Source organism: Rickettsia endosymbiont of Nabis limbatus (assembly GCF_965196655.1).
Taxonomy (GTDB): Bacteria; Pseudomonadota; Alphaproteobacteria; order Rickettsiales; family Rickettsiaceae; genus Rickettsia.
In genome coordinates this window covers 1084463-1109061 of the sequence record NZ_OZ239771.1, presented here as the reverse complement: position 1 = coordinate 1109061, position 24599 = coordinate 1084463, and the positions used below count along the sequence as shown (strand labels likewise).

The window sequence follows — 24599 nt, the reverse complement described above, 5'->3', positions numbered from 1 at the left end:
GAATTAATTTTATATATAGATGGAAATAAATCAAGATTAAAATGTTTGTCTGGAATGATAATCAGTCTAATGACTGGAAGTTCTATTTATCAAAAAGGTTTAGCCCTTGGTATTGTAGGTGATGCTAAAATATCATCAAAAACCCATAGGATTTATTGTTTTTTGAAAGAATTTACTTTTGATTATATGAAAGTTGCATCATTGATATTAAGCTTTTTTTGTATAGAAAATTATGTTGTAGCAATAGATCGAACAAACTGGAAATTTGGGAAATCAGATATTAATATTTTATTTTTAGTAATTATAATTGGTAAAATATCAGTGCCAGTGTACTGGAAATCTTTACCGCATGGTGGGGTATGTTCTGGAGAATTGATGGAAGAATTTTTACAGAAATTTATTAAAAATTTGGGTGTTGAAAAAATAAAGTATTTGCTTGCTGATCGGGAATTTATGAATAAAGAATGGTTAAATTTTCTGATAAATAATCACATAAAATTTGCTATTCCCTTAAAAAGAGATAACAAAATTCGCCTTGAAAAAAGTTTAAAAACTCTAAGCATTGTAAAAATATTTAATGATCTTAAAGCTTTAGAATATAAGGTTTGTAGCGGTGTATTGTGGGATAAAAAAGTTAATTTTGCTGCATATAAAAACGATAAAAGTGAACTAATGGTGTTGGTATCATCCATTGAGATTGAAGTTGATATTTTCGCTTTATATAGATATCGATGGTCAATCGAACGGTTGTTTAAGCATCTTAAAAGTGGTGGTTTTGATATTGAAAAAAGTCATTTAGTAAATTTGGACAGATTTGAGAAATTATTAGTGGTAGCTGCTATCAATTCAGCCTTAATAATCAAGAATGGATTAATACAAAATGCACTAAATCCAATTCGTATAAAAAGCTATAAAACCATTGAAAAACAACTATTTTCATTATTTACTTATTATGGCTTTGATTATATTAAAAATGCCTTCTATCAATCTATAATAGCTATAACTCAACTCATAGATACCTTATTACTACCTCCAAAAAAAGAGCTTTTTCACACTCTCAACGCCCCATTACAAAAATTGTAGGGTACTATGCAGACTGACTATCTATAATCCCTACAGTAGGAGTGGATTTCTTACTTTCTTTCTCCCTTACTTTTTGGACTAATCTATCATGTATTTCTTGCCATCTACCATTCTTACGCCAACGTAAATAATAGTCATATACTGTTTGCCATGGGAGAAAATCTTTAGGTAATAATCCCCACTGACAACCACTCCTAATTACGTAACGAATGCCATTAATTATATCTCTTATATTATGTTTACGTGACCGTCCTATCTTGCAAGGACCAACAAATGGAGCTAAATGTATCCTTTCTTCTTCCACTATATCACTGGGATACATATTCCTACTTTATTATTTTTTGACAATATAAATTATTTCTTATATCTTTTCAAGACAGGCTCTAAGATTACGCATTGCAGAAGACACAAAAATAGAAGCTGAGCAAATATTTAAGCAAATGGGTATGACTATGTCGGAAGCCATGAGAATATTCTTAAATCAGTGTATAAATAGCGGCGGGCTACCTTTCAAACCGCATGTTAAGGTTCCAAATAAGGAGACTTTGAAAGCTTTTGAAGAAACAGATAATGGCGAGGGTACAACTTTTACTTTAGAAGAGTTTAAAAAATTTTTAGATGATATGGCAAAATGAGGCAAGTTCGTTCTACTATAGTTTTTGAACGCGACTTAAAGCAATTAGTAAAAAGAGGAAAAAATATAAAGAAAATACATGCATTAGTATCTATGCTTGTAAATAATATTCCTTTACCATCAAAATTTAAACCTCATAAACTTACTGGTGATTATTACTTAAAATGAGAATGTCATATAGAGCCTGATTGGTTATTAATTTATAAAATTGATGAAGATTCTATTATTTTTTACCGGACAGGAACTCATTCTGATTTATTTTAAATACAAAGAAAACTAAAGAATAAGCTAGAAAATTATTCTTTAGTTGTAATAGTTGAGATTTTATCTTACATTTAGTAAAATAAATTAATTATTAAATGGAGATAAGAAATGAACTTAAATCAAAAAATAATAAAGCCAAAATTAGGATTACTAGAACTCGCTAAGAGTCTTGGTAGCATATCATCAGCATGTAAAGCGATGGGCTATAGCAGAGATAGTTATTACAGATTTAAAGAACTGTATGAAACTGGTGGTGAAGAAGCGTTGTATGAGATTAGCCGGAAGAAGCCAATAATAGCGAATAGAGTTGATCCAGCGATAGAGAAGGCAGTAATGGATATGGCAATAGAATATCCAGCATATGGACAGATTCGAGTATCAAATGAGCTTAAGAAGAGCGGTATACTTGTATCACCTGGAGGAGTGAGATCAATTTGGTTACGTAATGATTTAAACAATATCAATAAAAGGCTTAAAGCATTAGAAGCAAGGATGGCTCAGGATGGTATTGTACTTACTGAATCTCAGTTACAAGTACTAGAGAAACGACGTAGCGAAAAAGAAGCCCATGGCGAGATTGAGACACAGCATTCAGGTTATCTAGGATGCCAAGATACATATTATGTAGGAAATTTTAAGGGTATAGGTAAGGTTTATTCTCAGGTATTTATTGATAGCTATAGCAGAGTAGCTGATGCTAAACTATATACTGATAAAACAGCTTTAACTGCTGCTGATATGCTTAATGACCGCGTGTTACCATGGTATGAAACTCAAGGCATACCAATACTTCGTATTCTGACAGATTGTGGGTCAGAATATAAGGGAAATATAGAGCATCATGCTTTTGAATTATTTCTAAGTATCGAAGGTATAGAACATACTATTACTAAAGCATATTCTCCTCAAACAAATGGTATGTGTGAACGTTTTAATCTCTTAGGGTTTAATTCCCCGAAGGTCTGCTTCGTGATATACTAGATGCATGGAAGAAAGCAGTTATATACATAAAAGTGATAATGTCACAGTACTAATATATCATTTAGTAACACCGGCAAAGTATAGAAGAGTAATATTCAAAGAGGAACTAGACGATTATTTATGTAAAATTTGTGAGGACATAGAAGCTCGTTATGAAATTAGATTTTTGGAAATAGGAGTAGATAAAGAACATGTACATTTTTTACTACAGTCAATACCAATGTATAGCCCAACAAAAATAACTCAAATCATAAAAAGTATTACATCTAAGGAAATGTTTAAGAAATATCCAAATCTTAAAGAAAAATTATGGGGAAGTGAGTTTTGGAGTAAAGGATATTTTATGAGCACAGTAGGTAAACATGGTGATGAGCGGAAATTACGTAATTATGTAAAAAATCAAGGTTCAGGCAAACCTTCTTATAAAGCATTTCAACAAAAACAGTTAAAACTTTTTGGATAGATACCTCGTAGCTCTGCTGCGAGGAGTATCATTAAAACTATGAAACAAGAATTCTTTGATACAGCTATGCAGAAAAAGATCTACACTGATCTTGATGATTTACAATTAGATCTTGATATTTGGTTAGAGCATTTCAATAATGAGCGACCACATTCAGGAAAATATTGTTATGGTAAAACGCCTATGCAAACTTTTAAGGATAGTAAGAAATTAGCTATTGAAAAGAACAATGAAATCTTATATCTTGAATACTTATCTGACAGTCATAATTTATCAGATATTCAGATATAATTTTTATAGTGTCTGTAAGATCAAATCTTGACTTCTACATCTAGATAAATCTGTTTTTTAACGCTCTACCTTTGTTGAGATTGTTTAGCGTTTCGTTCTCTTCTAGTTAAAACTTTTTTACTTCTAGTACTAACATCGCTAGCCCATCCTGAATCAGTTCCGCTATCACTATTACTTCTTTCGCTATCGCTAGATGCTGTTGCTGATTTTATTTTATCTAGAGTAGCTTTCATAAGATCAGATATTTCTTTATTACCATCTTTATTTTCAGGTATGGTTGTGTTAAGCTTAGGTATAGGTTTACCATTTTCATCATATTCAATTTTTTTAAGGTTAAATCCTCCCTGTATTTGTTTCATTAAATCTGTAGTATCTACTGCTGGGCGAGGCTGGTTAGTTTCTTTAGCCTTTTGAGATGTTAATGTAGCAATATTATCACCAACAGGAGGCGGGGGTGGTGAAGGAACATCATCTTTAGGCATAGGCGGTGGAGGAGGTGGTGGTACATTAAATGCAGTAGTTTCTACATTTTTATGCTCAGTAACTTCTGTTTCTGGCATAGGTGGAGGAGGCGGTGTAAAAGGTTTTTCTTCAGTTATGGGAGGTACTATATTTACAGGTGAGGTAGGTATATGATTATTAGGCAAACCAACAGCAGTTGGTTGAGTTTTAGCAGATTGTGATTGGGAAGAGGTTGTTTGTTCAGTTATGTTATTTGGATCTGTCATTGCTAAAGTAAAAGGGACCAGTAAATTGCACGAAAAAGGGACCAGAGAATTTGGTGTAACCTAATAAGGTTATAATGTGCAATATTCACTAGATAATTAATTAAAATAAATATCTAGTGATACAATGATAAGAATAAATATGTACACAACAATTATCACCCTTTATAAGCAAGGCAATAGTCAAAGAAATATTGCCAAACTAACGAGAATAGACCGTAAAACAGTAAGAAAAATAGTAAACCGTTATGTAGAGTCTGGTACAGAATCTCCTGCACCCTATGAACGATCTTCAGCACTGGATTCTTGGCACGAACAAATAATTGAGTTATTAGAAAAGAATCTAAGTTACATAAGAATTTTTGAAGAGTTAAAAATTCAAGGTTATACAAAAAGTTATGGTTCGCTAACCCGTTATATCAAAAAATATAAGATACAAAATAACAGTTGCATTCGTTTTCATACTTTAGCAGGAGAGGAAGCACAAGTAGATTTTGGTGACATAGGCTTACAGTATAATTCTAAGGGGCGTAGAGTTAAAGCATATGTATTTAATATGCGTTTAAGTTATAGTCGCCTTGATTATTATGAAGTAGTGTTTGATCAAAGTTGTCAAACATGGATACAATGTCATATCAATGCATTTAATTATTTTGCTGGCAGTCCAAAAGTAATAAAACTTGATAATCTTAAAGCTGGAGTGGTAGATAGCAATTTCTATGAGCCCGTATATCAGAAGGAATACAAACGTTTAGCTGATCATTATGGAATTTTACTTTCTCCTTGTCGTGTATATCAACCTCAAGAAAAAGGCAAAGTAGAATCAGGAATAAAGTATGTCAAAAATAATTTTTTTGCTGGACGTAAATTTCATAGATATGAAGAATTAACACATGATCTTGCTAACTGGTTAAATAAAGCAAATAACCGAATACATGGTACTACTAAAAAAATTCCTCAGGAACTATTTGAGCAAGAAGAAAGTAATAATTTAATGCCTTTACCATTAGAAACGTTTGATTTGTCATCGTGGCATAATCGAAAAGTAGCAAAAGATTGTCATATCACCATAGATAATAATTATTATTCCGTACCGGCAAAATATATATACAGTGAGGTACTGGTACAATTATCACCAAAACTTGTTCAAATATTTTCTATCCAAAATGATTTAATAGCAAGGCACGTTAGAACAGATGGCAAAGGAATATTTACCACTAATCCGTCTCATTATGCCAAATATAAACGTCTATGCCCAGGTTTTATAGAATATAGTGAACATTATCAACAACAAATGCAGCAGATAGGAAATAATTGCAGTTTATTATTAGAGTTATTACAACAAACACGAGTAAATGATTGGCAACGTTGTGCTAGAGGTATTATTTCTTTACGTAAGGTTTACAATGATGAGTTAATAGATAAAGCTTGTCATAGAGCATTACATTACGGTATAAGTTCTTACTCTAAAATTAAAAATATCTTAAATAGTAATGCAGTAAACTTACCATTGCCAGAGTTTGGAGGTCAGAATGCAGAACTTGCTTAATGACCTACGTAGTTTTAGATTATCAGGTATAGTCAATAGCTTAAATGAAAGGATTATTTATGCTCAAAATAATAAACTAGGATTTAAAGAATTTCTCTCACTATTATGTGAAGATGAAAAATCTCACCGTAAGGATAATAATTACCGTCGTCGTAAAAGTGCTGCTAAATTACCAGTCACTAAAAATTTAGAAGACTTTGATTTTCAGTTCCAACCAAGTATTGATGCCAAAGTAATAAGTGATTTATCTACTTGTGATTATATTAATACTAAGGGAAATGTAATATTCATAGGTGATTCAGGAACTGGAAAAACTCATCTTGCCATTGGGCTAGCATTAAAAGCTTTAACACGAGAATACTCTGTATATTTTACTACGGTATCGGATATGCTTTATAATTTACATATTGCAAGAGCAGATAATAGCTATCACAAAAAAGTTAAATTACTCTTATCATTTGACTTATTAATTCTTGATGAGTTAGGTTTTAAGCAATTACCAAAACATTCAGTAGATGATTTTTTTAATATTATTGCTAAACGATATGAAAATAAATCTACCATTATTACCACAAACAAGGATTTTGAAAGATGGAATGAAATATTTGCTGATGAGTTATTAACTCATGCAATTATTGATCGAGTAGTACATCATGCACATATACTAAACATCACAGGTAAAAGTTATCGTATTAATAACTATAAATTTGGAGGTCATTTGACATAAAAATTTTTACATATAGTGGTCCCTTTTTCGTGCAATTTACTGGTCCCTTTTTATTTGACAATGACAGACTTTTACGTTTATATGCTTTTGAAGCTTTTCTTTTATCGCTTCTAATCTTTTATTATCAGGTAAATTTGAAATTATATTTTCAATATTTTGCTTTTTATTGCTAATTAATTTCTCAAATTTATTATTAGCTTTATGTAATTTTTCTTCTACATTTATAATAGTTTTAGTATTGTTTTCTTTATTTTTTGCTAAAACTTGCTCACTATTATTAACAAAAATATTTTTGATTTTTTGCCAGCTATTGTTTAATTTTTCAAAAAATGTGTAAGGTACTTCCTCTCTAATTTCAGCAACTTGTTTTTGTATTTTTTTGAGCTCTTCAATATTAGAATTTTCAGTTAATAAATTTAGGACATTTTGCTGAATGACCTTTAAATCGTTATGCTGATTTTCTAATTCTTCTGCATTTGGGAAATACAGAGGTTTAGACATAGGTAATTGAGCAAATTTTTGTGGGTTAGCAGCATATTCATTATTGAATAAATTGCTAAGCCTTTCACGTTGATCTTTAGATAAGTCTTTTTTTGCTAAATCCTCAAAATTCTTTCTGAGTTCTTTTTGTAGTTCCTGTTTTAAAGGACCGGATTTATCGGCTATAAATAATATAGTATTATCTATACGCTTTAATAATTTATTATTCTGTTCTATGGCATCTTTAGCTAATCTTTCCTCACTTTTTACAAAAGCATATTTTATATTAGAAGCTGTATTTATAAGTTTTTTAAACCAAGATAATGATCTATTATGCTCTTTTTCTAATTCTTTAACTTCTTTCTGTATTTCAATGAAGCCTTGTAATTTTTGATTATGTTCGCACAGCTCATTTAGGTTACTTAGTACTTTATTTAATGCTTCTTTTTCTTGATTTAAGTGATGATCAAGATCAGTTATCTTTGCCATATAAACCCATTATAATTTAATGATGAATTATAATGAGTTTAACCGCATAGCGAAAATCTAGGGAGCTTGCTCCCTAGATGGATAGCGTTATAATATAAGCGTTGGCATATTATAATTTAGTAGAATGGAATTGAGGCGTAATAGTCATCATGTTTTTAGAATAATGTATCACTTTGTGTGGATACCAAAATATCGTCATAAAGTGTTTATTGAACCTTATAGAGAAAGCTTAAGGTTAATAATTGTCATTGTCAAATAAAAAGGGACCAGTAAATTGCACGAAAAAGGGACCACTATATGTAAAAATTTTTATGTCAAATGACCTCCAAATTTATAGTTATTAATACGATAACTTTTACCTGTGATGTTTAGTATATGTGCATGATGTACTACTCGATCAATAATTGCATGAGTTAATAACTCATCAGCAAATATTTCATTCCATCTTTCAAAATCCTTGTTTGTGGTAATAATGGTAGATTTATTTTCATATCGTTTAGCAATAATATTAAAAAAATCATCTACTGAATGTTTTGGTAATTGCTTAAAACCTAACTCATCAAGAATTAATAAGTCAAATGATAAGAGTAATTTAACTTTTTTGTGATAGCTATTATCTGCTCTTGCAATATGTAAATTATAAAGCATATCCGATACCGTAGTAAAATATACAGAGTATTCTCGTGTTAAAGCTTTTAATGCTAATCCAATAGCAAGATGAGTTTTGCCAGTTCCAGAATTACCTATGAATATGACATTGCCCTTAGTATTAATATAATCACAAGTAGATAAATCACTTATTACTTTGGCATCAATACTTGGTTGGAACTGAAAATCAAAGTCTTCTAAATTTTTAGTGACTGGTAATTTAGCAGCACTTTTACGACGACGGTAATTATTATCCTTACGGTGAGATTTTTCATCTTCACATAATAGTGAGAGAAATTCTTTAAATCCTAGTTTATTATTTTGAGCATAAATAATCCTTTCATTTAAGCTATTGACTATACCTGATAATCTAAAACTACGTAGGTCATTAAGCAAGTTCTGCATTCTGACCTCCAAACTCTGGCAATGGTAAGTTTACTGCATTACTATTTAAGATATTTTTAATTTTAGAGTAAGAACTTATACCGTAATGTAATGCTCTATGACAAGCTTTATCTATTAACTCATCATTGTAAACCTTACGTAAAGAAATAATACCTCTAGCACAACGTTGCCAATCATTTACTCGTGTTTGTTGTAATAACTCTAATAATAAACTGCAATTATTTCCTATCTGCTGCATTTGTTGTTGATAATGTTCACTATATTCTATAAAACCTGGGCATAGACGTTTATATTTGGCATAATGAGACGGATTAGTGGTAAATATTCCTTTGCCATCTGTTCTAACGTGCCTTGCTATTAAATCATTTTGGATAGAAAATATTTGAACAAGTTTTGGTGATAATTGTACCAGTACCTCACTGTATATATATTTTGCCGGTACGGAATAATAATTATTATCTATGGTGATATGACAATCTTTTGCTACTTTTCGATTATGCCACGATGACAAATCAAACGTTTCTAATGGTAAAGGCATTAAATTATTACTTTCTTCTTGCTCAAATAGTTCCTGAGGAATTTTTTTAGTAGTACCATGTATTCGGTTATTTGCTTTATTTAACCAGTTAGCAAGATCATGTGTTAATTCTTCATATCTATGAAATTTACGTCCAGCAAAAAAATTATTTTTGACATACTTTATTCCTGATTCTACTTTGCCTTTTTCTTGAGGTTGATATACACGACAAGGAGAAAGTAAAATTCCATAATGATCAGCTAAACGTTTGTATTCCTTCTGATATACGGGCTCATAGAAATTGCTATCTACCACTCCAGCTTTAAGATTATCAAGTTTTATTACTTTTGGACTGCCAGCAAAATAATTAAATGCATTGATATGACATTGTATCCATGTTTGACAACTTTGATCAAACACTACTTCATAATAATCAAGGCGACTATAACTTAAACGCATATTAAATACATATGCTTTAACTCTACGCCCCTTAGAATTATACTGTAAGCCTATGTCACCAAAATCTACTTGTGCTTCCTCTCCTGCTAAAGTATGAAAACGAATGCAACTGTTATTTTGTATCTTATATTTTTTGATATAACGGGTTAGCGAACCATAACTTTTTGTATAACCTTGAATTTTTAACTCTTCAAAAATTCTTATGTAACTTAGATTCTTTTCTAATAACTCAATTATTTGTTCGTGCCAAGAATCCAGTGCTGAAGATCGTTCATAGGGTGCAGGAGATTCTGTACCAGACTCTACATAACGGTTTACTATTTTTCTTACTGTTTTACGGTCTATTCTCGTTAGTTTGGCAATATTTCTTTGACTATTGCCTTGCTTATAAAGGGTGATAATTGTTGTGTACATATTTATTCTTATCATTGTATCACTAGATATTTATTTTAATTAATTATCTAGTGAATATTGCACATTATAACCTTATTAACGCGAGTTTCGTATTCATAAAGTCGCTGTATAGCTGATAAATACTGGGTTACGGTGGATATTGATAATACTGTTTTTGTTATAAAATGGGCTTAAAATGCATAAATTTTCAGCAATTTGTCTTTTTTGACTCCAATTATTACAGTATGAAACTTATCCAATCTCCCAAAAGCCTTAAAAAATCAGGATTGTGGCAAATTCCTTAACTATAATTTAGGCATCTTAATACGAAACTCGCGTTTATTAGGTTACACCAAATTCTCTGGTCCCTTTTTCGTGCAATTTACTGGTCCCTTTTACTTTAGCAATGACAATGGAGCGACGAAACTAGATCACCTACTAAAGATGTTCAATAATGCTGTTTATAGTAAAAAGATTCCTTTTCAAACTGTACTTTTTGACACATGGTATGCTACACACAAAATTATGCAACATGTTGACTCCTTGGGCAAATATTATTATGCCCCTATTAAAGCCAATAGAAATGTTAGTAAAACGTGTGATTACGAGCCTTATAAGGGGTCGTTGAAAGATAATTTTTGATAGTAAAATAAGAGGAAAGGAGGTAATAAATATTTTAAAAAAGAAATTCTGTTTAATATAGAGATAAATGTTATTCAATAGTGTAGTAATTTAATAGAGATTTGTTTACAGAGTTAGAATTTTTATTAATAAATTTCTTTAAGCCATTAAAGTTGTTAAAACCACTAATCGTTTTAAATTAAAACATATGGCATTCATAAATTCGGAGAATTGATTTTTGGCAATTCCTATATATCTAACCCGCTTATTATCTTTTGAAAATACCATCTCGAAAGGTGCTCTGATTTTCGTATAATATTTATCAAGGTCAAAATTCTTATCTTTCATATTATTTTTCTTTATTGCACAAAGATGGACTCCCTTTTTAGCTGCTGCATTCTTGGTAGAGATTGTACAATAACCTTTATCAACATATGTAGCACCAGAACTTGGCATAACATGCTTAAAACCTTTGCTATCGGTAACATTTGCAGGGGTAACTGCAACCTTATTGATCATGCCTGATTGAATATCAACACTCACATGTTTTTTATAACCATACCAAAATTTATTCCCTCCCTTACAGCCAATTTTGGCTTGTTTATCCTTTGCAACCTTAGGCAAAGTCTCATTATTCAATTTATCATATTTTTGTGCTCTTAGTTTATCACGTTCCTCCCAGAGATTAGCTTTTGAGATTAAATGAGAAGCATCTACAAAGGTAAATACTTCACCCATATAGCCTTGTACTCGTAGTTGATCGCGGAATTTTGTAAATATTTTTGATAGTAAATTAGTACCTATTTTTTTACGTATTTTACTAAATACACTATAATCAGGTGTCTTTTCTGTAAGAGCAAAATTACAAAACCATTTCGCCGCTGTGCTATCAGCTAAATAACGTTCTAATTCCCGATCAGATAAGTCTTCCATAAATTGTAGCAGCAAACATTTAAACAGCCTCTCTATACCATATCCTTTATAATTAGCTTCGCATTCTAATGCTAATAACTCAGCTTCAACTGCTTTGAATTTGAATAAACTTTTGAATTTACGATATTGATGATCCGCATTTACTAACTCATCTAAACTTACCATTAGCATTTGATACTCTGACATATAAACATATTTTTTATTTTTTTATTATACCTGCTACCCTCTCATCTCGCAACAGTCCCTATAAAGCTGTTAGCAAGTTGACGTTTTCAGATGAAGAAATTAAGAATGGAATGGAGATTCATATAAAAGGATTTGCCAAAAATAAGCATGTTAATTTGTTTAAATTTACTGTTTCTACCAACAGAGTTGATTATGTTGTTACCAATAACAAAACTCAAAAATCTTCTAAAGCTGCACAAGATGAGTTTGGCTTGCGATGGGTAATTGAGAGCATGCATAGAAAAATTAAGCAACTGACTGGTATAGAACGTTGCCAATGCAGAAAACAGCGTATCCAACGTAATCACATTAGTTGTGCATTTCTAGTTTGGGCTTTTCTCAAAAGAACTGCAAATAAAATAGGTAAAACGGTCTACCAAATAAAGTTAGGGCTTTTAGATGACTATATGCAACAACAGCTTCGTTCTCCATCTTTACGATATTTAGAACCAAACATAGCGTAAGTTTTGCTAATATAATTAGTATTTTTTATTGTTTTTCTGGATGCTGTGGTCAAGCAACTAGAATGACACCAAGAGCGTTTTTTGATCCACGTGGGGCAAGCCTTAAGTGGAAATAACATAGAGCCCCCCAGCAATATTCTTAGTTATACATCTTAAATGCCTGTACTGTATTTTTAAGTAAAAAAGCAATAGTCATAGGTCCGATGCCACCTGGAACGGGGGTAATATATTTAACTTTAGATTTAACATTTTCAAAATCGACGTCGCCAATAATTTTATTACCGCCGATCCTATTAATCCCTACGTCAATTACTATCGCATCTGGCTTAAAATATTTAGAAGTCAGTTTTAGAGGTGAGCCGATAGCTGCAACAACGATATCGGCTTTAGTGGTAATGGAGCTTAAATTCTGTGATTTAGAGTGGCAAATAGTTACACTGCAATCTTCTTTTAGAAGTAATGCACTCAAAGGTTTGCCGACGATATTTGAGCGTCCAATAATTACAGCATTTTTACCGCTTAAATTTGGCTCATATTTCTTAATTACCTCAAGGCAACCAAGGGCAGTGCAGGGTACAAAACCGCTATCAATTCCGCTATGTAAGTAACCAACATTTAAAGGATGAAAACCATCAACATCTTTATAAGGTGAGATGGCAGACAAGATTTTATTTTTGTCTATAGATTCTGGTAAAGGAAGTTGAACTATAATTCCTGAAATATGTTGATCAAGATTTAATTCATTGATTTTTGCTATTAAATCTTCTGTTTTTATAATAATAGGAAGATTTAATAATAAAGTATCAATACCTATTTTATTAGCATGTTTTATTTTATTTTTGACATAAATAATACTTGCAGGATTGTCACCAACTAAGACTATTGCTAGTTTTGGTGATTCTCCTGTTTTATCCTTAAGCCTTTGAACTTCATGCTTTAATTCACTCAATATTTCATTTGCTAAAGCTTTGCTATCAATTACGTTATTCACTCTTATTTGCTTCTCCGAATTTAGTAGTTGAGTACTCAAAATGTAGAGCCTTGCCATCAAATACTTTACCATAAGCATGGTGGAGACTGCTTGCTGCTTCGGCAAAACCAGTAAGAATTAGTTTAAGCTTACCATCATAATAAGCGACATCACCAATAGCATATATACCTGAAATATTAGTTTGGTAATGCACAGGATCGACTTCGATGTGGTGAAGCTTTATATCAAGTCCCCAATTTATTAAATTACCTAATTCCTGCTTCAAACCAAAAAATGGCAATAATATATTAGCATCTAATTTACGTGTATTATTTTGTAAGTCTCTAACTATAACAGCTTGAAGTTCGCCATTATTTCCCTCTAATGAATCTAATTGATAACCGGTAACTAACTCAATTTTCCTACTTTTTGCTATATCTTTTAATTGTCTTAAACTTTCATTTGCTGCTCTAAATTTATCACGTCTATGAACTAAATATATTTTATTAGCAATCTCAGAAAGAGAAATAGCCCAATCAACCGCCGAATCACCACCACCTGCTATAACTATATTTTTACCTGTAAATTTACTTCGGTTATTAATAAAGTAAAAAACTGATTCATTCTCAAATTCTTCGATATTTGTAAGGGGAGGTTTGTTGGGACCAAATGAGCCAGCTCCTGCCGCAATAATAATTACTTTGCTTTTAATAACAATATCTTTTGAGGTTTTTACTTCAAAAAATTCACCTTCTTTTTTTAGTTCTACCGCTTGTTGATTTAAGTGATAAACCGGATTAAACGGAGCTACTTGCAATTCTAGCTGTTTTATTAGCTCGGCTGCGGCAATTTTAGGGTATGCTGGTATATCGTAAATAGGTTTTTCAGGGTACAGGGTAATACATTGTCCTCCTATAACCTCTTGTGCATCTATTACGTGGCACTTCATTCCTAGCATTCCTGCTTGAAAAATGGCAAATAATCCGACAGGACCAGCCCCTATTATTAAAACATCGGTATTATGCATTGTTTTCTATATTTGATTTTAAAACAGGATTTTATTGAATATTGGGGAAATAATCAATTATTATTAATTATAATGTTTAAATAGATATTGATTTAATATACCTTAATTTAGCCTAAGTAAGAGTTTTTTGATCTCTAGTAAGTAATGTAGCCTCAAGACTTTTTGCCCTTGCTACAAAACGATTTTATCGGCTGGATTGCCATGAAAATCATCAATAACAGGAGTTTCGCACTTAGGAAAATTGCATATCAGTTAGAAGCCATCTAATGTTATTCTGAATTGATGTTTTTATAACTTCCCAAGTTTGTTGATATAAAGTAATTTTTTCATTTATCCTCCTTTTGTTCATATCAAGCCATGCCAATACAGCAAGGCAAATATGATTTCTTTGAGCTCGACCCGTGCGTGCCTGACAGCTTTCAATACCACAAGTTTGTTTTAATTCTCGATGATAAACTTCTATAGACCAACGTGCCTTAACAATTTTCTCTATTTGCTCACGTGTAGGGTTTTCTAAATTAGTTGTTATGTAATCAATGCGACCATTTTTTGCCACAAACTTAAATACCGTTACCCAACCGTATCCACGTAGATGAATTTTTAGCCCTTCATCGGGAATCTCCAAAGTGTCCAAGCTAACATTACGATTAACTTTTCTATTTCTTCTTAGGTTAGTAACCCATATCCAACCTAAATTACGTATATGTTTTAAATTATCCAAACCACTATACCAAGCATCCATGACTATGGCATCAGGATTGATACCTCTTTCTTTAGCTAAAGTAAGCATATCACAAAAATGCTCGTTCTTTGTTTTGCCATCAGTTTCTTTATCATATATTCTATAATCTACAGGAGTAGATTGATCAATTTGAGTATTGTAATGCAGTAAGTTTACCATTCCTATACCAGGTATAACATCATGTACAGCCCCAGAATATTGATACTTTACAAGCTCGATCCTCTTACTGTATTGCTTTGACAATAAGGTGTCATCTCCTACTAATAAACAAGGCTCCTCTAGATCAAGATATTTTGACACTTTGCTATAGATTTCGCTAGGGCGAAAATCTTTACTCTTTAACCATCGACTTGCACTATCGTGCGATAGATCTACTGGGCTTACTTCAGATAATGCTTTGCCAGTATATCTTACACTACTTGCTTGTAAAAACGATTGATATAAATCTTTGCTACATTTTGATCTTGTCATTTTTATCTAAAACTATTTTTCTCTAGATTACCATATTCTTTGCTAAGAGCCTATCTTGAAAGACGAATATGCTCATTAAATAGTACTGCAACATATTACTTTAGCACTGTTTGATGTATCAAAAAATTTACAATTTTTAGCAAAATTACTGCTTTTTTATACAAATTGTAAACTGCTTGCTATGAATTAGTGTATTGTTTTTGTTCTCAATACACTTTCAAGACAGGCTCTAAGTGCGAAACTCCTGAATAAGAGAAATGCTTTTAGCCGCAATCTCTGAAGAAATATCTTTAATAGCTAACCCATTAATATCTGTTATAAAATTCAGAAAATCTTTTATAGGTCCATAGATATTATTACGCTCTTTAAAATGATATGCTATATCCTTATAGTTTTTTCAATTTTAAATATTATTACTTTAACTTTTCAACTTCTTCTTTGGCTAAATCTGTGAAATATATTATTTCATCTAAAGGTTTATTCTTTTCTAGCATTTTTTTTGCCATAATAGCTTTTTCCTCTTCTCTACCTTGTTGCATCCAAAGGTGAGCTATACTTTTCATAATATTTATTTTTCTAAATCTTCTTTAAATAATTCTGTAATTTTTATAACAGACTCTAATGGTATACCTTCTTTTAGCATTTTCTCTGTCATAATAGCTTTTTCTTCTTCTCTACCTTGTTGTATCCAATGCTGAGCTATACTTTTCATAATGTTCTCTCTTTTTTTAGGATTTAATTTTGATTTAAGTAGTTTTTCTACTTCTATTATATCACTTTTGCTTAATCTTGGTCAAAGTGTAGCATAAAATTAGTTCTATGTGATCAATACCAATATTAACTTTAGCAAATTTAGGTAAAAGATCAGATACCTTTTCCCACCTTTTTAACAGATCACGTTCGTGAATATGCTTCATAAAAAACTGTAACATTCCTGACCATGCTTTTTCTTTCAATTTTTCGTCCGGAATATCATGAACATTGATTAATTGATAATCACCGCTCCATGTAGCTTTTACAAGTTCACTATTTTCAAATAGTTCCCATAGATTTCGTGGAGTATTATATTTTTGTACACCGTTATAAAATATCAAAGGATATATGAAAGGAAACTTTTTGCTTTTTGTTGCTTTCTTGTGGTATTCAGCAATTTTAAACATATATTTAAATAACCGCAAAGCCATATTATATTTAGATATGCTTTGATGTTCGAGCAACAGAAACAAGTAACCTTTGTTATCTCCGAATTTAGCAGAAAATAAAATATCTACTATCGATTTCTTAAGTTCTTTGTCTACAAAACTGTCTTTTTACATTTTAAGAGTTTCGAAAGAAAGCAAGTTTTGTATATGAGATGGTAAATGCATCTCAAAAAACTCTTTAGAAACTAAAGGATTTTCAAACGCACTTCGGATAATTTCGTCGTGTTTAGGCTTTGTAGACACTTAATTATTGATGCACTATTAATATAAAACGCACTATATACATTTTCTACTAATAGTACAATAATAATATTATTTTTTTAATTAATAATAGAATAGATATAAAATAAAACAAGTTTATGACTTTAAAAACTCTGTGGGAAAAATATCATAAATTTTATTTAAAATATAACTATTTTTTAAACTATTCTTGTAAAATTGTTAAGATTTGTAAAAAATAAATAATAGAAATTAATTATTTTTTAATTAAAATTTAGGATATTTATGAGGAATAACCTTAAGATCTTACTTAATATTATTGCTATTGGTATTTTAATACTAAATAGTAGTAAAATTTTCGCTACTGCTACAACAAATTTTGCAGTTACTGCAACAGTTTTGCCGTCATGTACAGTTACAGCAACCCCCTTAAATTTTGACCCCTACACCTCTCAGTCTAATAGTGATAAAACAAGTACTATTAGTGTAATTTGTACTACTGGCACATCTTATCATGTAAAATTAGATCAAGGTCAGCATGGTACTTCTACTACTGCTCGTAAAATGCAAGGGACTGTTACTAGTAGTACCCTTAATTATTTTATTTATTCTGATTCTGCTAGAACTATTAATTGGGGAAATAATGCAAATAACAATGATTCACCGCAAGGAACAGGTACAGGGCTTGCTCAAACCTATACTGTTTATGGTCGTATACCCTCAGGTCAAACAACAGCACCAGCAGATGCTTATACCGATCAAATCGGAGTAAGCATAACAGTTCCATAAATATCTAAACTTAATAATTATAAGGTCATATGTTAAAAAAATATTTTAATTTGGTGATTTTTTTACTGATATTATTTTCAAATCTATCCTCTGCTGCTAATTTTACTATTATGCCGGTAAAAATAGATATTAATAAAAACAATAAAGTAGCAACCATGACATTGCAAAATAATGACAAAACTTACGCTATGTTATCTCAAATGTAACTAAACAGCTTGACTGGAAGCTGTTTATTCATATTAGAGGATTTTAATAAAACCCCAGTATTAAACCATTTATCATAAAACATAGCGTAAGTTTTGATAGTCTAGTTCCTCATTGAATATTACTCTTCTATACTTTGCCGGTGTTACTAAATGATATATTAGTACTGTGACATTATCACTTTTATGTATATAACTGCTTTCTTCCATGCATCTAGTATATCACGAAGCAGAGCTTCGGGGAATTAAACCCTAAGAGATTAAATGGAGATAAGAAATGAACTTAAATCAAAAAATAATAAAGCCAAAATTAGGATTACTAGAACTCGCTAAGAGTCTTGGTAGCATATCATCAGCATGTAAAGCGATGGGCTATAGCAGAGATAGTTATTACAGATTTAAAGAACTGTATGAAACTGGTGGTGAAGAAGCGTTGTATGAGATTAGCCGGAAGAAGCCAATAATAGCGAATAGAGTTGATCCAGCGATAGAGAAAGCAGTAATGGATATGGATAGAATATCCAGCATATGGACAGATTCGAGTATCAAATGAGCTTAAGAAGAGCGGTATACTTGTATCACCTGGAGGAGTGAGATCAATTTGGTTACGTAATGATTTAAACAATATCAATAAAAGGCTTAAAGCATTAGAAGCAAGGATGGCTCAGGATGGTATTGTACTTACTGAATCTCAGTTACAAGTACTAGAGAAACGACGTAGCGAAAAAGAAGCCCATGGCGAGATTGAGACACAGCATTCAGGTTATCTAGGATGCCAAGATACATATTATGTAGGAAATTTTAAGGGTATAGGTAAGGTTTATTCTCAGGTATTTATTGATAGCTATAGCAGAGTAGCTGATGCTAAACTATATACTGATAAAACAGCTTTAACTGCTGCTGATATGCTTAATGACCGCGTGTTACCATGGTATGAAACTCAAGGCATACCAATACTTCGTATTCTGACAGATTGTGGGTCAGAATATAAGGGAAATATAGAGCATCATGCTTTTGAATTATTTCTAAGTATCGAAGGTATAGAACATACTATTACTAAAGCATATTCTCCTCAAACAAATGGTATGTGTGAACGTTTTAATAAAACTATGAAACAAGAATTCTTTGATACAGCTATGCGGAAAAAGATCTACACTGATCTTGATGATTTACAATTAGATCTTGATATTTGGTTAGAGCATTTCAATAATGAGCGACCACATTCAGGAAAATATTGTTATGGTAAAACGCCTATGCAAACTTTTAAGGATAGTAAGAAATTAGCTATTGAAAAGAACAATGAAATCTTATATCTTGAATACTTATCTGACAGTCATAATTTATCAGATATTCAGATATAATTTTTATAGTGTCTGTAAGATCAAATCTTAACTTCTACATAGTGCAGACTACTGAATCAATGACTCGAATTCTTTAACTACCGCTTGGTAGAGCTTACGTTTGAATGGAATAATGATTGATAGTAATTCGTCAAGTGATGCCCAACGCCACTCGTCAAATTCTGGGTTAAGAGTATTTATGTTAATATCTTCATTAGTGCCGGTGAATCTAATTAAGAACCAACGTTGTTTTTGCCCACGAAAATTACCATTCCATAATTTAGGAATTAAAAAACTTGGTACATCGTAACTATACCAGCATTTACTTTCAGCAATTATATAGCCCTTGCTACTTCCTATTTCTTCTAGCATTTCACGCATAGCTGCAATACTTGGAGTTTCGCCAGGTACTATTCCACCTTGAGGCATTTGCCATGCAGAGATTTTAGTATCTATTCGCTTACCAACAAATATTTTATTATCGGCGTTTAATATCATCATACCAACGCCTGGTCTATAAGGTAAAGCAAGATGTTTTTTATAAGTTTTATTCATAATTATAGTTTTACAACTTTATTTTTACCAGTTGTTTTAGCTTCATACATAGCTTTGTCCGAGCGTTCAATAAAATCTTCAATTGATTCACCTTTTTTATATTCTGTGACCCCTATAGATACAGTCTTTTTTAAAGGTTCTTCTTGTTCGTCTATTTGAAAGTTCATGCTTTCTATTTTAACTCTAACTCGCTCTGCTGTATATATTGCTTGGTCAATATTTATATCATTTAAAAGTATAGTAAATTCTTCACCACCAAATCTTGCTATTAAATCAGTTACTCTAAAGGTATTTTTTAAAATACGAGAAGTGGTTATTAAAACTTTATCTCCTGCTTGGTGTCCATAAGTATCATTTACATGCTTAAAATTATCGATATCGCACATAAGCAAATATAATTTTATGTCCTCTTTATTAGCCTTTTCGACCATCTGCTTAATGTGTACATCAAAATAACGGCGATTAAATAAACCTGTTAATCCGTCTTTAGCTGCTAAATTTACGCTTTGTTCTAAATCATTACGTAAATTATCTTGATATTGCTTACGTCTTAATTGGGTTTTAATTCTTGCAGCTAGCTCACTTTCATCAATAGGATAAACAAAATAATCATTAATGCCAAGTTCAAATCCTTTCATAACTAATTGCATTTGATTTTCGTTTCCATTTTCATCTTCATAAATTTGTAAAATTAATATTACTCCTCTTATTTCCGGTTTGCCTCTTAAAATAGCTCCTACTCTTAAAGGATCTTCATTTTCAAGGGTACTACTAATTACTATTAGATCAGGTTTATATTCATTTATAGTATCTGTTTCTTCGGAATTACTTATTACTTTTACGTTCGATGTAATTTTAAGCAACATTTGTTTTATGTTCTTAGCTTGTACTACGTCATCGTTAATTAGCAATATTTTTTTATCTGCAAAATTATCATGTATTTCAATATTAACACCACCAAGTAATGCATTAGTACTATTACGAACTTTTAACTCATCAATTAAGCTCTTCATTCTTGATAATGATTTAATTCTTATAAAAAGAGCATTATCATTAATTGGCTTTGTCAAAAACTCATCTGCACCAGCCTCTAACCCTTTGACACGATCATCCACATCAGAAAGAGCAGTTACCATTACTACAGGAATATGGGTAGTTTCAGGATCAGATTTAATTTTTTTGCATACTTCAAATCCATCCATCTCAGGCATCATAACATCAAGAAGTACTATATCAACTTTCTCTTTTTTTAGAATATCTAAAGCCTCTTTGCCGCTATTTGCTTTAAAAACAGTATAATACTCATTTAAAAGCTTTGCTTCTAGTAATTTAATATTCGTTTCTATATCGTCTACTATTAATATGTTTGCACTCATAAGATTAAATTCTTGTTTTTAAAGGAAATAATTTGTATATTTATATTTTTTTAAAGTAGGTTTAAGTGTAATAATATATGAAAATTTCAGCAAATTCAATTAGAACAGGTAATATATTAGTTTATAAAAACTATTTATGGGTCGTAAGCAAACAACCTGAGCATACTCAGCCTGGAAAGGGCGGTGCTTATGTACAAGTTGAGATGAAAAATCTAAAAACTGGCACAAAGCGTAACGAAAGATTTAGTTCTTCAGATCACTTAGAAAAAGCTGAACTTGAACAAAAAGACTATCAATTTTTATATTTTGAAGATAATAATATAGTATTGATGGATAATCAGACCTTTGAGCAGATAAGTGTAAGCAAAGAAATTTTAGATGAAAAGTTACCTTTTTTAACTGAAAATATGATTGTTAAAGTTGAGTTTTATAGTGAAAAACCTTTAAGTATTGAGCTCCCTGCAACAGTTATACTAGAAATTATTGAAACTGATCCGGTAATAAAAGGAGCAACTGCTACCGCTTCATACAAACCAGCTACCCTTGCAAATGGTGTTAAGGTAAAAGTACCTCAATATCTAGCAATAGGTGAAAAAATTGTTGTTAAGACTGAAGATTTAACCTATGTTGAAAGGGCTAAAAACTAAATGCAGCCTATAACTAATTTATTAATCAATTCACTGCGTAAAGCAGTTAAGTTTGTGCATAGAGATTTTTTAGAGCTTGAAATGCTTCAGAAAAATCCTATTAGAAATGAAGAATTTTGTAAGCGATCTTATTTAAGACTAAAAACTTTGTTATGTGAGGAATTACAAAAACATACGAAATATTTATTTTTTCCTGAAGATCCATTTGATCCCAACAATAATTATGAAACTGTTTTTTTAGTAAATCCTATAGATAGTCCAAATAATTTTGCTAGAAGTCTTCCTTTTTTTGCTGTATCAATAACTTGTCTGAAGCAAAATCAAGATGGTCTAACACCTGTTTCTACTATTATATATTTTCCAATTCTTAATGAGATTTATTATGCTGAAAAGGGTAGAGGGGCTTGGGTAGAAAAAAATGATTTAGGTTCTAATCATAAAGGTTTAAGGTTAAGAGTTTTTGATAACGCTAATTTGGAAAATTGTCTAACAATTATTGAAGATTTAAAAAACAATAACTTTCAAGAAACTAATAACAGTAGAACTTTTGGTTCTCCCTGTTATGCAGCAATGCTTTTAGCATCAGGCAAGGCGGATTTAATATATTTACCATTATTAAATTTTACATTATATTATTCTTTTGATCTTTTTATTAAAGAAGCAGGTGGCATAGTTGTAGATTCTAGTGATAAATTTATATACTCAAATCGTTACATTACTAGAGAATTAAAAAAATCTTAAGCAAAACATTATTTTAAATTTGCATTTTTAGCATTAAGATATAATAATTAAGCATGTTAATCTCTTAGGGTTTAATTCCCCGAAGGTCTGCTTCGTGATATACTAGATGCATGGAAGAAAGCAGTTATATACATAAAAGTGATAATGTCACAGTACTAATATATCATTTAGTAACACCGGCAAAGTATAGAAGAGTAATATTCAAAGAGGAACTAGACGATTATTTATGTAAAATTTGTGAGGACATAGAAGCTCGTTATGAAATTAGATTTTTGGAAATAGGAGTAGATAAAGAACATGTACATTTTTTACTACAGTCAATACCAATGTATAGCCCAACAAAAATAACTCAAATCATAAAAAGTATTACATCTAAGGAAATGTTTAAGAAATATCCAAATCTTAAAGAAAAATTATGGGGAAGTGAGTTTTGGAGTAAAGGATATTTTATGAGCACAGTATGTAAACATGGTGATGAGCGGAAATTACGTAATTATGTAAAAAATCAAGGTTCAGGCAAACCTTCTTATAAAGCATTTCAACAAAAACAGTTAAAACTTTTTGGATAGATACCTCGTAGCTCTGCTGCGAGGAGTATCATTTATGTCTGTAATCGTATTATGAAAAAATTCAACATTAAAGCTAACTTTGGAAGACAAGAGGCTGATTTTGCTATTTATGTAGGTACCCCACAAGATGGACATCACCCATTGCAGTTCCAAGCAAAATGGTTATCAGATGAGCGAGGCGGTACTATTCCTGATGCTGTTATGGACGCAGTAAAACAGTTATATGATCTTTCGAAAAAAAATAATGTATCGTTTGAAGATTTGTGTGTTTATGCTCTTGGTACTGCCCAAGAATCTCAAACTACAAGTAATGATGAAGATGAAAATGATGATGAAGATAATAAAGCAGAACAAGCATAAATTATCAGCTTATGAATGCATCATCCTGTGGTGGCGTTGTTGTGTGAATCGAAAACTACTTTCGGTGTTATGCCGTGGCTTGATCACGGCATCTAGAAAATAATAAAAAATGCTATGAATTAGCATTTGCGTAGGTACAATTACTTTGTAATTTCCCCGCAATGACGAAAAACCGATCCACGTACGCTATCAACATCAAAAAAAATATAATAACTATAGAGATTAAAATGAAACAATATAACGACTTATTTAAAATTATTCACCGCGAAGGTTACATATTTATTGCTAGTTTTGCATTAGTAAGCTTCTTACTTGCTTCTTTTAACGAGAAGCTTGGTTGTATGGGATTTATTGCTACTGCTTGGTGTATTTATTTTTTCCGTAATCCCGATCGTTTCGTACCGATAGGTAATGATTTGGTAATAAGCCCTGCAGATGGAGTAATTCAAGAAATTAAAGAAGCTTTACCGCCAACAGAGTTAGGGCTTGGTGATGTTGAAATGATTAGAGTTAGTATTTTCCTAAATATCTTTAACGTGCATGTGAATAGAATTCCGGCAAATGGTAAAATTTTAGCATTACATTATAATCCTGGAAAGTTCTTTAATGCTTCTCTTGATAAAGCAAGTGTTTATAACGAACGTCAATCTGTATTAATGGAAACAGAGCAGGGGCAGAAAATTGCTTTTGTTCAAATTGCAGGATTAATAGCAAGACGTATAGTTTGTGATTTAGAAGAAAGTAATGAAGTTAAAGCAGGCGAGCGATATGGTATAATTCGTTTCGGTAGTAGAGTTGATGTGTATCTACCTTTAAAAACAGCTTTATTAGTAAGTAAAGGGCAAACTGCTATTGGTGGTGAAACTATTATTGCAGATTTCGGACGCAAAAAGACAGCTGAATTACAGTTTGAAAGAAAGTAGAAATAACCGTCATTGCGAGGAGTGGCAAAGCCACACGTGGCAATCTAATGAAGCAATGTATAACTCTTGAGATTGCCGCACTCGCTACGCTCGCTCGCAATGACATTATAATAT

General features: G+C 31.3%; 26 protein-coding genes and 9 pseudogenes. 20 read left to right on the top strand and 15 right to left on the bottom strand.

Annotated features, from left to right (window positions below):
• Window positions 1-69: 69 nt before the first annotated feature.
• Window positions 70-1083, top strand: coding sequence for an IS4 family transposase (locus ACOAL3_RS06435; RefSeq protein WP_419234620.1), 1014 nt, complete (start codon window positions 70-72; stop codon window positions 1081-1083).
• Window positions 1084-1087: 4 nt separating this feature from the next.
• Here the strand turns inward: ACOAL3_RS06435 and ACOAL3_RS06430 are convergent, their stop codons facing one another.
• Entirely contained in the window at window positions 1088-1405 is a 318-nt protein-coding gene (locus ACOAL3_RS06430) for a transposase (RefSeq protein WP_419234619.1), read from the bottom strand.
• Window positions 1406-1436: 31 nt separating this feature from the next.
• Here ACOAL3_RS06430 and ACOAL3_RS06425 point away from each other — a divergent pair, with 31 nt between their 5' ends.
• The 6 genes and pseudogenes from ACOAL3_RS06425 to ACOAL3_RS06400 all read left to right on the top strand — a co-directional run.
• The gene (locus tag ACOAL3_RS06425) at window positions 1437-1718 is read left to right on the top strand and encodes a type II toxin-antitoxin system RelB/DinJ family antitoxin (RefSeq protein WP_419235619.1); all 282 of its coding nucleotides are present in this window, start codon (window positions 1437-1439) and stop codon (window positions 1716-1718) included.
• Window positions 1715-1918 (top strand): annotated as a pseudogene (locus ACOAL3_RS06420) (type II toxin-antitoxin system YafQ family toxin); the annotation flags it as partial. The gene ACOAL3_RS06425 and the pseudogene ACOAL3_RS06420, both read left to right, overlap by 4 nt.
• Window positions 1895-1981 carry a type II toxin-antitoxin system mRNA interferase toxin, RelE/StbE family gene (locus tag ACOAL3_RS06415; protein WP_395477677.1) on the top strand — a complete coding sequence of 29 codons (87 nt, stop codon included), beginning with the start codon at window positions 1895-1897 and terminating at the stop codon, window positions 1979-1981. The pseudogene ACOAL3_RS06420 and the gene ACOAL3_RS06415, both read left to right, overlap by 24 nt.
• Before the next feature lie 108 nt (window positions 1982-2089).
• Window positions 2090-2917 (top strand): annotated as a pseudogene (locus ACOAL3_RS06410) (helix-turn-helix domain-containing protein); the annotation flags it as partial.
• Window positions 2918-2966: 49 nt separating this feature from the next.
• Window positions 2967-3425 carry an IS200/IS605 family transposase gene (gene tnpA, locus ACOAL3_RS06405; protein ID WP_419234618.1) on the top strand — a complete coding sequence of 153 codons (459 nt, stop codon included), beginning with the start codon at window positions 2967-2969 and terminating at the stop codon, window positions 3423-3425.
• A gap of 33 nt (window positions 3426-3458) precedes the next feature.
• Window positions 3459-3716, top strand: a pseudogene (locus ACOAL3_RS06400) (integrase core domain-containing protein); the annotation flags it as partial.
• 65 nt (window positions 3717-3781) lie between these two features.
• Here ACOAL3_RS06400 and ACOAL3_RS06395 read toward each other — a convergent pair.
• Entirely contained in the window at window positions 3782-4444 is a 663-nt protein-coding gene (locus ACOAL3_RS06395) for a hypothetical protein (protein WP_419234617.1), read from the bottom strand.
• Window positions 4445-4583: 139 nt separating this feature from the next.
• On the opposite strand from ACOAL3_RS06395, the gene istA (ACOAL3_RS06390) reads away from it, so the two are divergent.
• Together istA (ACOAL3_RS06390) and istB (ACOAL3_RS06385) are read left to right on the top strand one after the other, a co-directional pair.
• The gene (gene istA, locus ACOAL3_RS06390) at window positions 4584-5990 is read left to right on the top strand and encodes an IS21 family transposase (RefSeq protein ID WP_419234561.1); all 1407 of its coding nucleotides are present in this window, start codon (window positions 4584-4586) and stop codon (window positions 5988-5990) included.
• Window positions 5974-6717, top strand: coding sequence for an IS21-like element helper ATPase IstB (gene istB, locus ACOAL3_RS06385; RefSeq protein WP_419234616.1), 744 nt, complete (start codon window positions 5974-5976; stop codon window positions 6715-6717). Before istA (ACOAL3_RS06390) ends, istB (ACOAL3_RS06385) begins: the two co-directional genes overlap by 17 nt.
• A 69-nt stretch (window positions 6718-6786) precedes the next feature.
• Here the strand turns inward: istB (ACOAL3_RS06385) and ACOAL3_RS06380 are convergent.
• Window positions 6787-7686, bottom strand: a pseudogene (locus ACOAL3_RS06380) (Arp2/3 complex-activating protein rickA); the annotation flags it as partial.
• Window positions 7687-7849: 163 nt separating this feature from the next.
• Here ACOAL3_RS06380 and ACOAL3_RS06375 point away from each other — a divergent pair.
• On the top strand, window positions 7850-7945 hold the full coding sequence (locus tag ACOAL3_RS06375) for a transposase (RefSeq protein ID WP_419234615.1): 96 nt from the start codon (window positions 7850-7852) through the stop codon (window positions 7943-7945).
• A 50-nt stretch (window positions 7946-7995) separates the two neighbouring features.
• Here the strand turns inward: ACOAL3_RS06375 and istB (ACOAL3_RS06370) are convergent, their stop codons facing one another.
• Window positions 7996-8739: an IS21-like element helper ATPase IstB gene (gene istB, locus ACOAL3_RS06370; protein WP_419234522.1), complete on the bottom strand. Its 744-nt coding sequence runs from the start codon at window positions 8737-8739 to the stop codon at window positions 7996-7998.
• Window positions 8723-10129, bottom strand: coding sequence for an IS21 family transposase (gene istA / locus ACOAL3_RS06365; protein ID WP_419234561.1), 1407 nt, complete (start codon window positions 10127-10129; stop codon window positions 8723-8725). Before istA (ACOAL3_RS06365) ends, istB (ACOAL3_RS06370) begins: the two co-directional genes overlap by 17 nt.
• Before the next feature lie 390 nt (window positions 10130-10519).
• Between istA (ACOAL3_RS06365) and ACOAL3_RS06360 the strand changes: the two are divergent.
• Window positions 10520-10747: pseudogene (locus tag ACOAL3_RS06360) on the top strand (IS701 family transposase); the annotation flags it as partial.
• Between the two features lie 141 nt (window positions 10748-10888).
• Here ACOAL3_RS06360 and ACOAL3_RS06355 read toward each other — a convergent pair.
• Entirely contained in the window at window positions 10889-11848 is a 960-nt protein-coding gene (locus tag ACOAL3_RS06355; protein WP_419234543.1) for a transposase, read from the bottom strand.
• Window positions 11849-11898: 50 nt separating this feature from the next.
• On the opposite strand from ACOAL3_RS06355, the pseudogene ACOAL3_RS06350 reads away from it, so the two are divergent.
• Window positions 11899-12351 (top strand): annotated as a pseudogene (locus ACOAL3_RS06350) (transposase); the annotation flags it as partial.
• A gap of 139 nt (window positions 12352-12490) precedes the next feature.
• Here the strand turns inward: ACOAL3_RS06350 and folD are convergent.
• The 6 genes and pseudogenes from folD to ACOAL3_RS06320 all read right to left on the bottom strand — a co-directional run bounded on the left by folD (window position 12491) and on the right by ACOAL3_RS06320 (window position 17006).
• On the bottom strand, window positions 12491-13342 hold the full coding sequence (gene folD / locus ACOAL3_RS06345; protein WP_419234612.1) for a bifunctional methylenetetrahydrofolate dehydrogenase/methenyltetrahydrofolate cyclohydrolase FolD: 852 nt from the start codon (window positions 13340-13342) through the stop codon (window positions 12491-12493).
• Window positions 13335-14348: an NAD(P)/FAD-dependent oxidoreductase gene (locus tag ACOAL3_RS06340; RefSeq protein WP_419234611.1), complete on the bottom strand. Its 1014-nt coding sequence runs from the start codon at window positions 14346-14348 to the stop codon at window positions 13335-13337. The genes folD and ACOAL3_RS06340 overlap by 8 nt, the downstream gene beginning before the upstream one ends.
• Window positions 14349-14580: 232 nt before the next feature.
• On the bottom strand, window positions 14581-15561 hold the full coding sequence (locus ACOAL3_RS06335) for an IS701 family transposase (RefSeq protein ID WP_419234551.1): 981 nt from the start codon (window positions 15559-15561) through the stop codon (window positions 14581-14583).
• Window positions 15562-15974: 413 nt separating this feature from the next.
• On the bottom strand, window positions 15975-16124 hold the full coding sequence (locus ACOAL3_RS06330) for a hypothetical protein (RefSeq protein WP_419234610.1): 150 nt from the start codon (window positions 16122-16124) through the stop codon (window positions 15975-15977).
• Between the two features lie 5 nt (window positions 16125-16129).
• Entirely contained in the window at window positions 16130-16273 is a 144-nt protein-coding gene (locus ACOAL3_RS06325) for a hypothetical protein (protein WP_419234609.1), read from the bottom strand.
• A 61-nt stretch (window positions 16274-16334) separates the two neighbouring features.
• A pseudogene (locus ACOAL3_RS06320) lies at window positions 16335-17006 on the bottom strand (Rpn family recombination-promoting nuclease/putative transposase).
• A 261-nt stretch (window positions 17007-17267) separates the two neighbouring features.
• Between ACOAL3_RS06320 and ACOAL3_RS06315 the strand changes: the two are divergent.
• Both ACOAL3_RS06315 and ACOAL3_RS06310 read left to right on the top strand, forming a co-directional pair.
• Window positions 17268-17771, top strand: a complete 504-nt coding sequence (locus ACOAL3_RS06315) for a Csu type fimbrial protein (protein ID WP_419234608.1) — start codon at window positions 17268-17270, stop codon at window positions 17769-17771.
• A gap of 29 nt (window positions 17772-17800) precedes the next feature.
• Entirely contained in the window at window positions 17801-17977 is a 177-nt protein-coding gene (locus ACOAL3_RS06310) for a fimbrial biogenesis chaperone (RefSeq protein ID WP_419234607.1), read from the top strand.
• A 99-nt stretch (window positions 17978-18076) separates the two neighbouring features.
• On the opposite strand, the pseudogene ACOAL3_RS06305 reads toward ACOAL3_RS06310, so the two are convergent.
• Window positions 18077-18184, bottom strand: a pseudogene (locus tag ACOAL3_RS06305) (IS200/IS605 family transposase); the annotation flags it as partial.
• A 67-nt stretch (window positions 18185-18251) separates the two neighbouring features.
• Here ACOAL3_RS06305 and ACOAL3_RS06300 point away from each other — a divergent pair.
• Window positions 18252-19335 (top strand): annotated as a pseudogene (locus tag ACOAL3_RS06300) (IS481 family transposase).
• 48 nt (window positions 19336-19383) lie between these two features.
• Here the strand turns inward: ACOAL3_RS06300 and ACOAL3_RS06295 are convergent.
• Entirely contained in the window at window positions 19384-19869 is a 486-nt protein-coding gene (locus ACOAL3_RS06295; protein ID WP_395476225.1) for an RNA pyrophosphohydrolase, read from the bottom strand.
• A 2-nt stretch (window positions 19870-19871) separates the two neighbouring features.
• Window positions 19872-21245 (bottom strand): PleD family two-component system response regulator, encoded by a 1374-nt coding sequence (locus ACOAL3_RS06290; protein WP_395476224.1) that lies wholly within the window; start codon window positions 21243-21245, stop codon window positions 19872-19874.
• Window positions 21246-21322: 77 nt separating this feature from the next.
• Between ACOAL3_RS06290 and efp the strand changes: the two genes are divergently transcribed.
• The 5 genes from efp (at window position 21323) to ACOAL3_RS06265 (ending at window position 24485) form a co-directional block, all read left to right on the top strand.
• The gene (gene efp, locus ACOAL3_RS06285; protein WP_395476223.1) at window positions 21323-21892 is read left to right on the top strand and encodes an elongation factor P; all 570 of its coding nucleotides are present in this window, start codon (window positions 21323-21325) and stop codon (window positions 21890-21892) included.
• Window positions 21893-22633 (top strand): inositol monophosphatase family protein, encoded by a 741-nt coding sequence (locus tag ACOAL3_RS06280; protein WP_419234606.1) that lies wholly within the window; start codon window positions 21893-21895, stop codon window positions 22631-22633.
• Between the two features lie 110 nt (window positions 22634-22743).
• Window positions 22744-23202 (top strand): IS200/IS605 family transposase, encoded by a 459-nt coding sequence (gene tnpA, locus ACOAL3_RS06275; RefSeq protein WP_419234605.1) that lies wholly within the window; start codon window positions 22744-22746, stop codon window positions 23200-23202.
• A gap of 51 nt (window positions 23203-23253) precedes the next feature.
• Window positions 23254-23562, top strand: coding sequence for a DUF2610 domain-containing protein (locus ACOAL3_RS06270; RefSeq protein WP_419234604.1), 309 nt, complete (start codon window positions 23254-23256; stop codon window positions 23560-23562).
• Between the two features lie 227 nt (window positions 23563-23789).
• The gene (locus tag ACOAL3_RS06265; RefSeq protein WP_395476220.1) at window positions 23790-24485 is read left to right on the top strand and encodes a phosphatidylserine decarboxylase; all 696 of its coding nucleotides are present in this window, start codon (window positions 23790-23792) and stop codon (window positions 24483-24485) included.
• Window positions 24486-24599 lie beyond the last annotated feature (114 nt).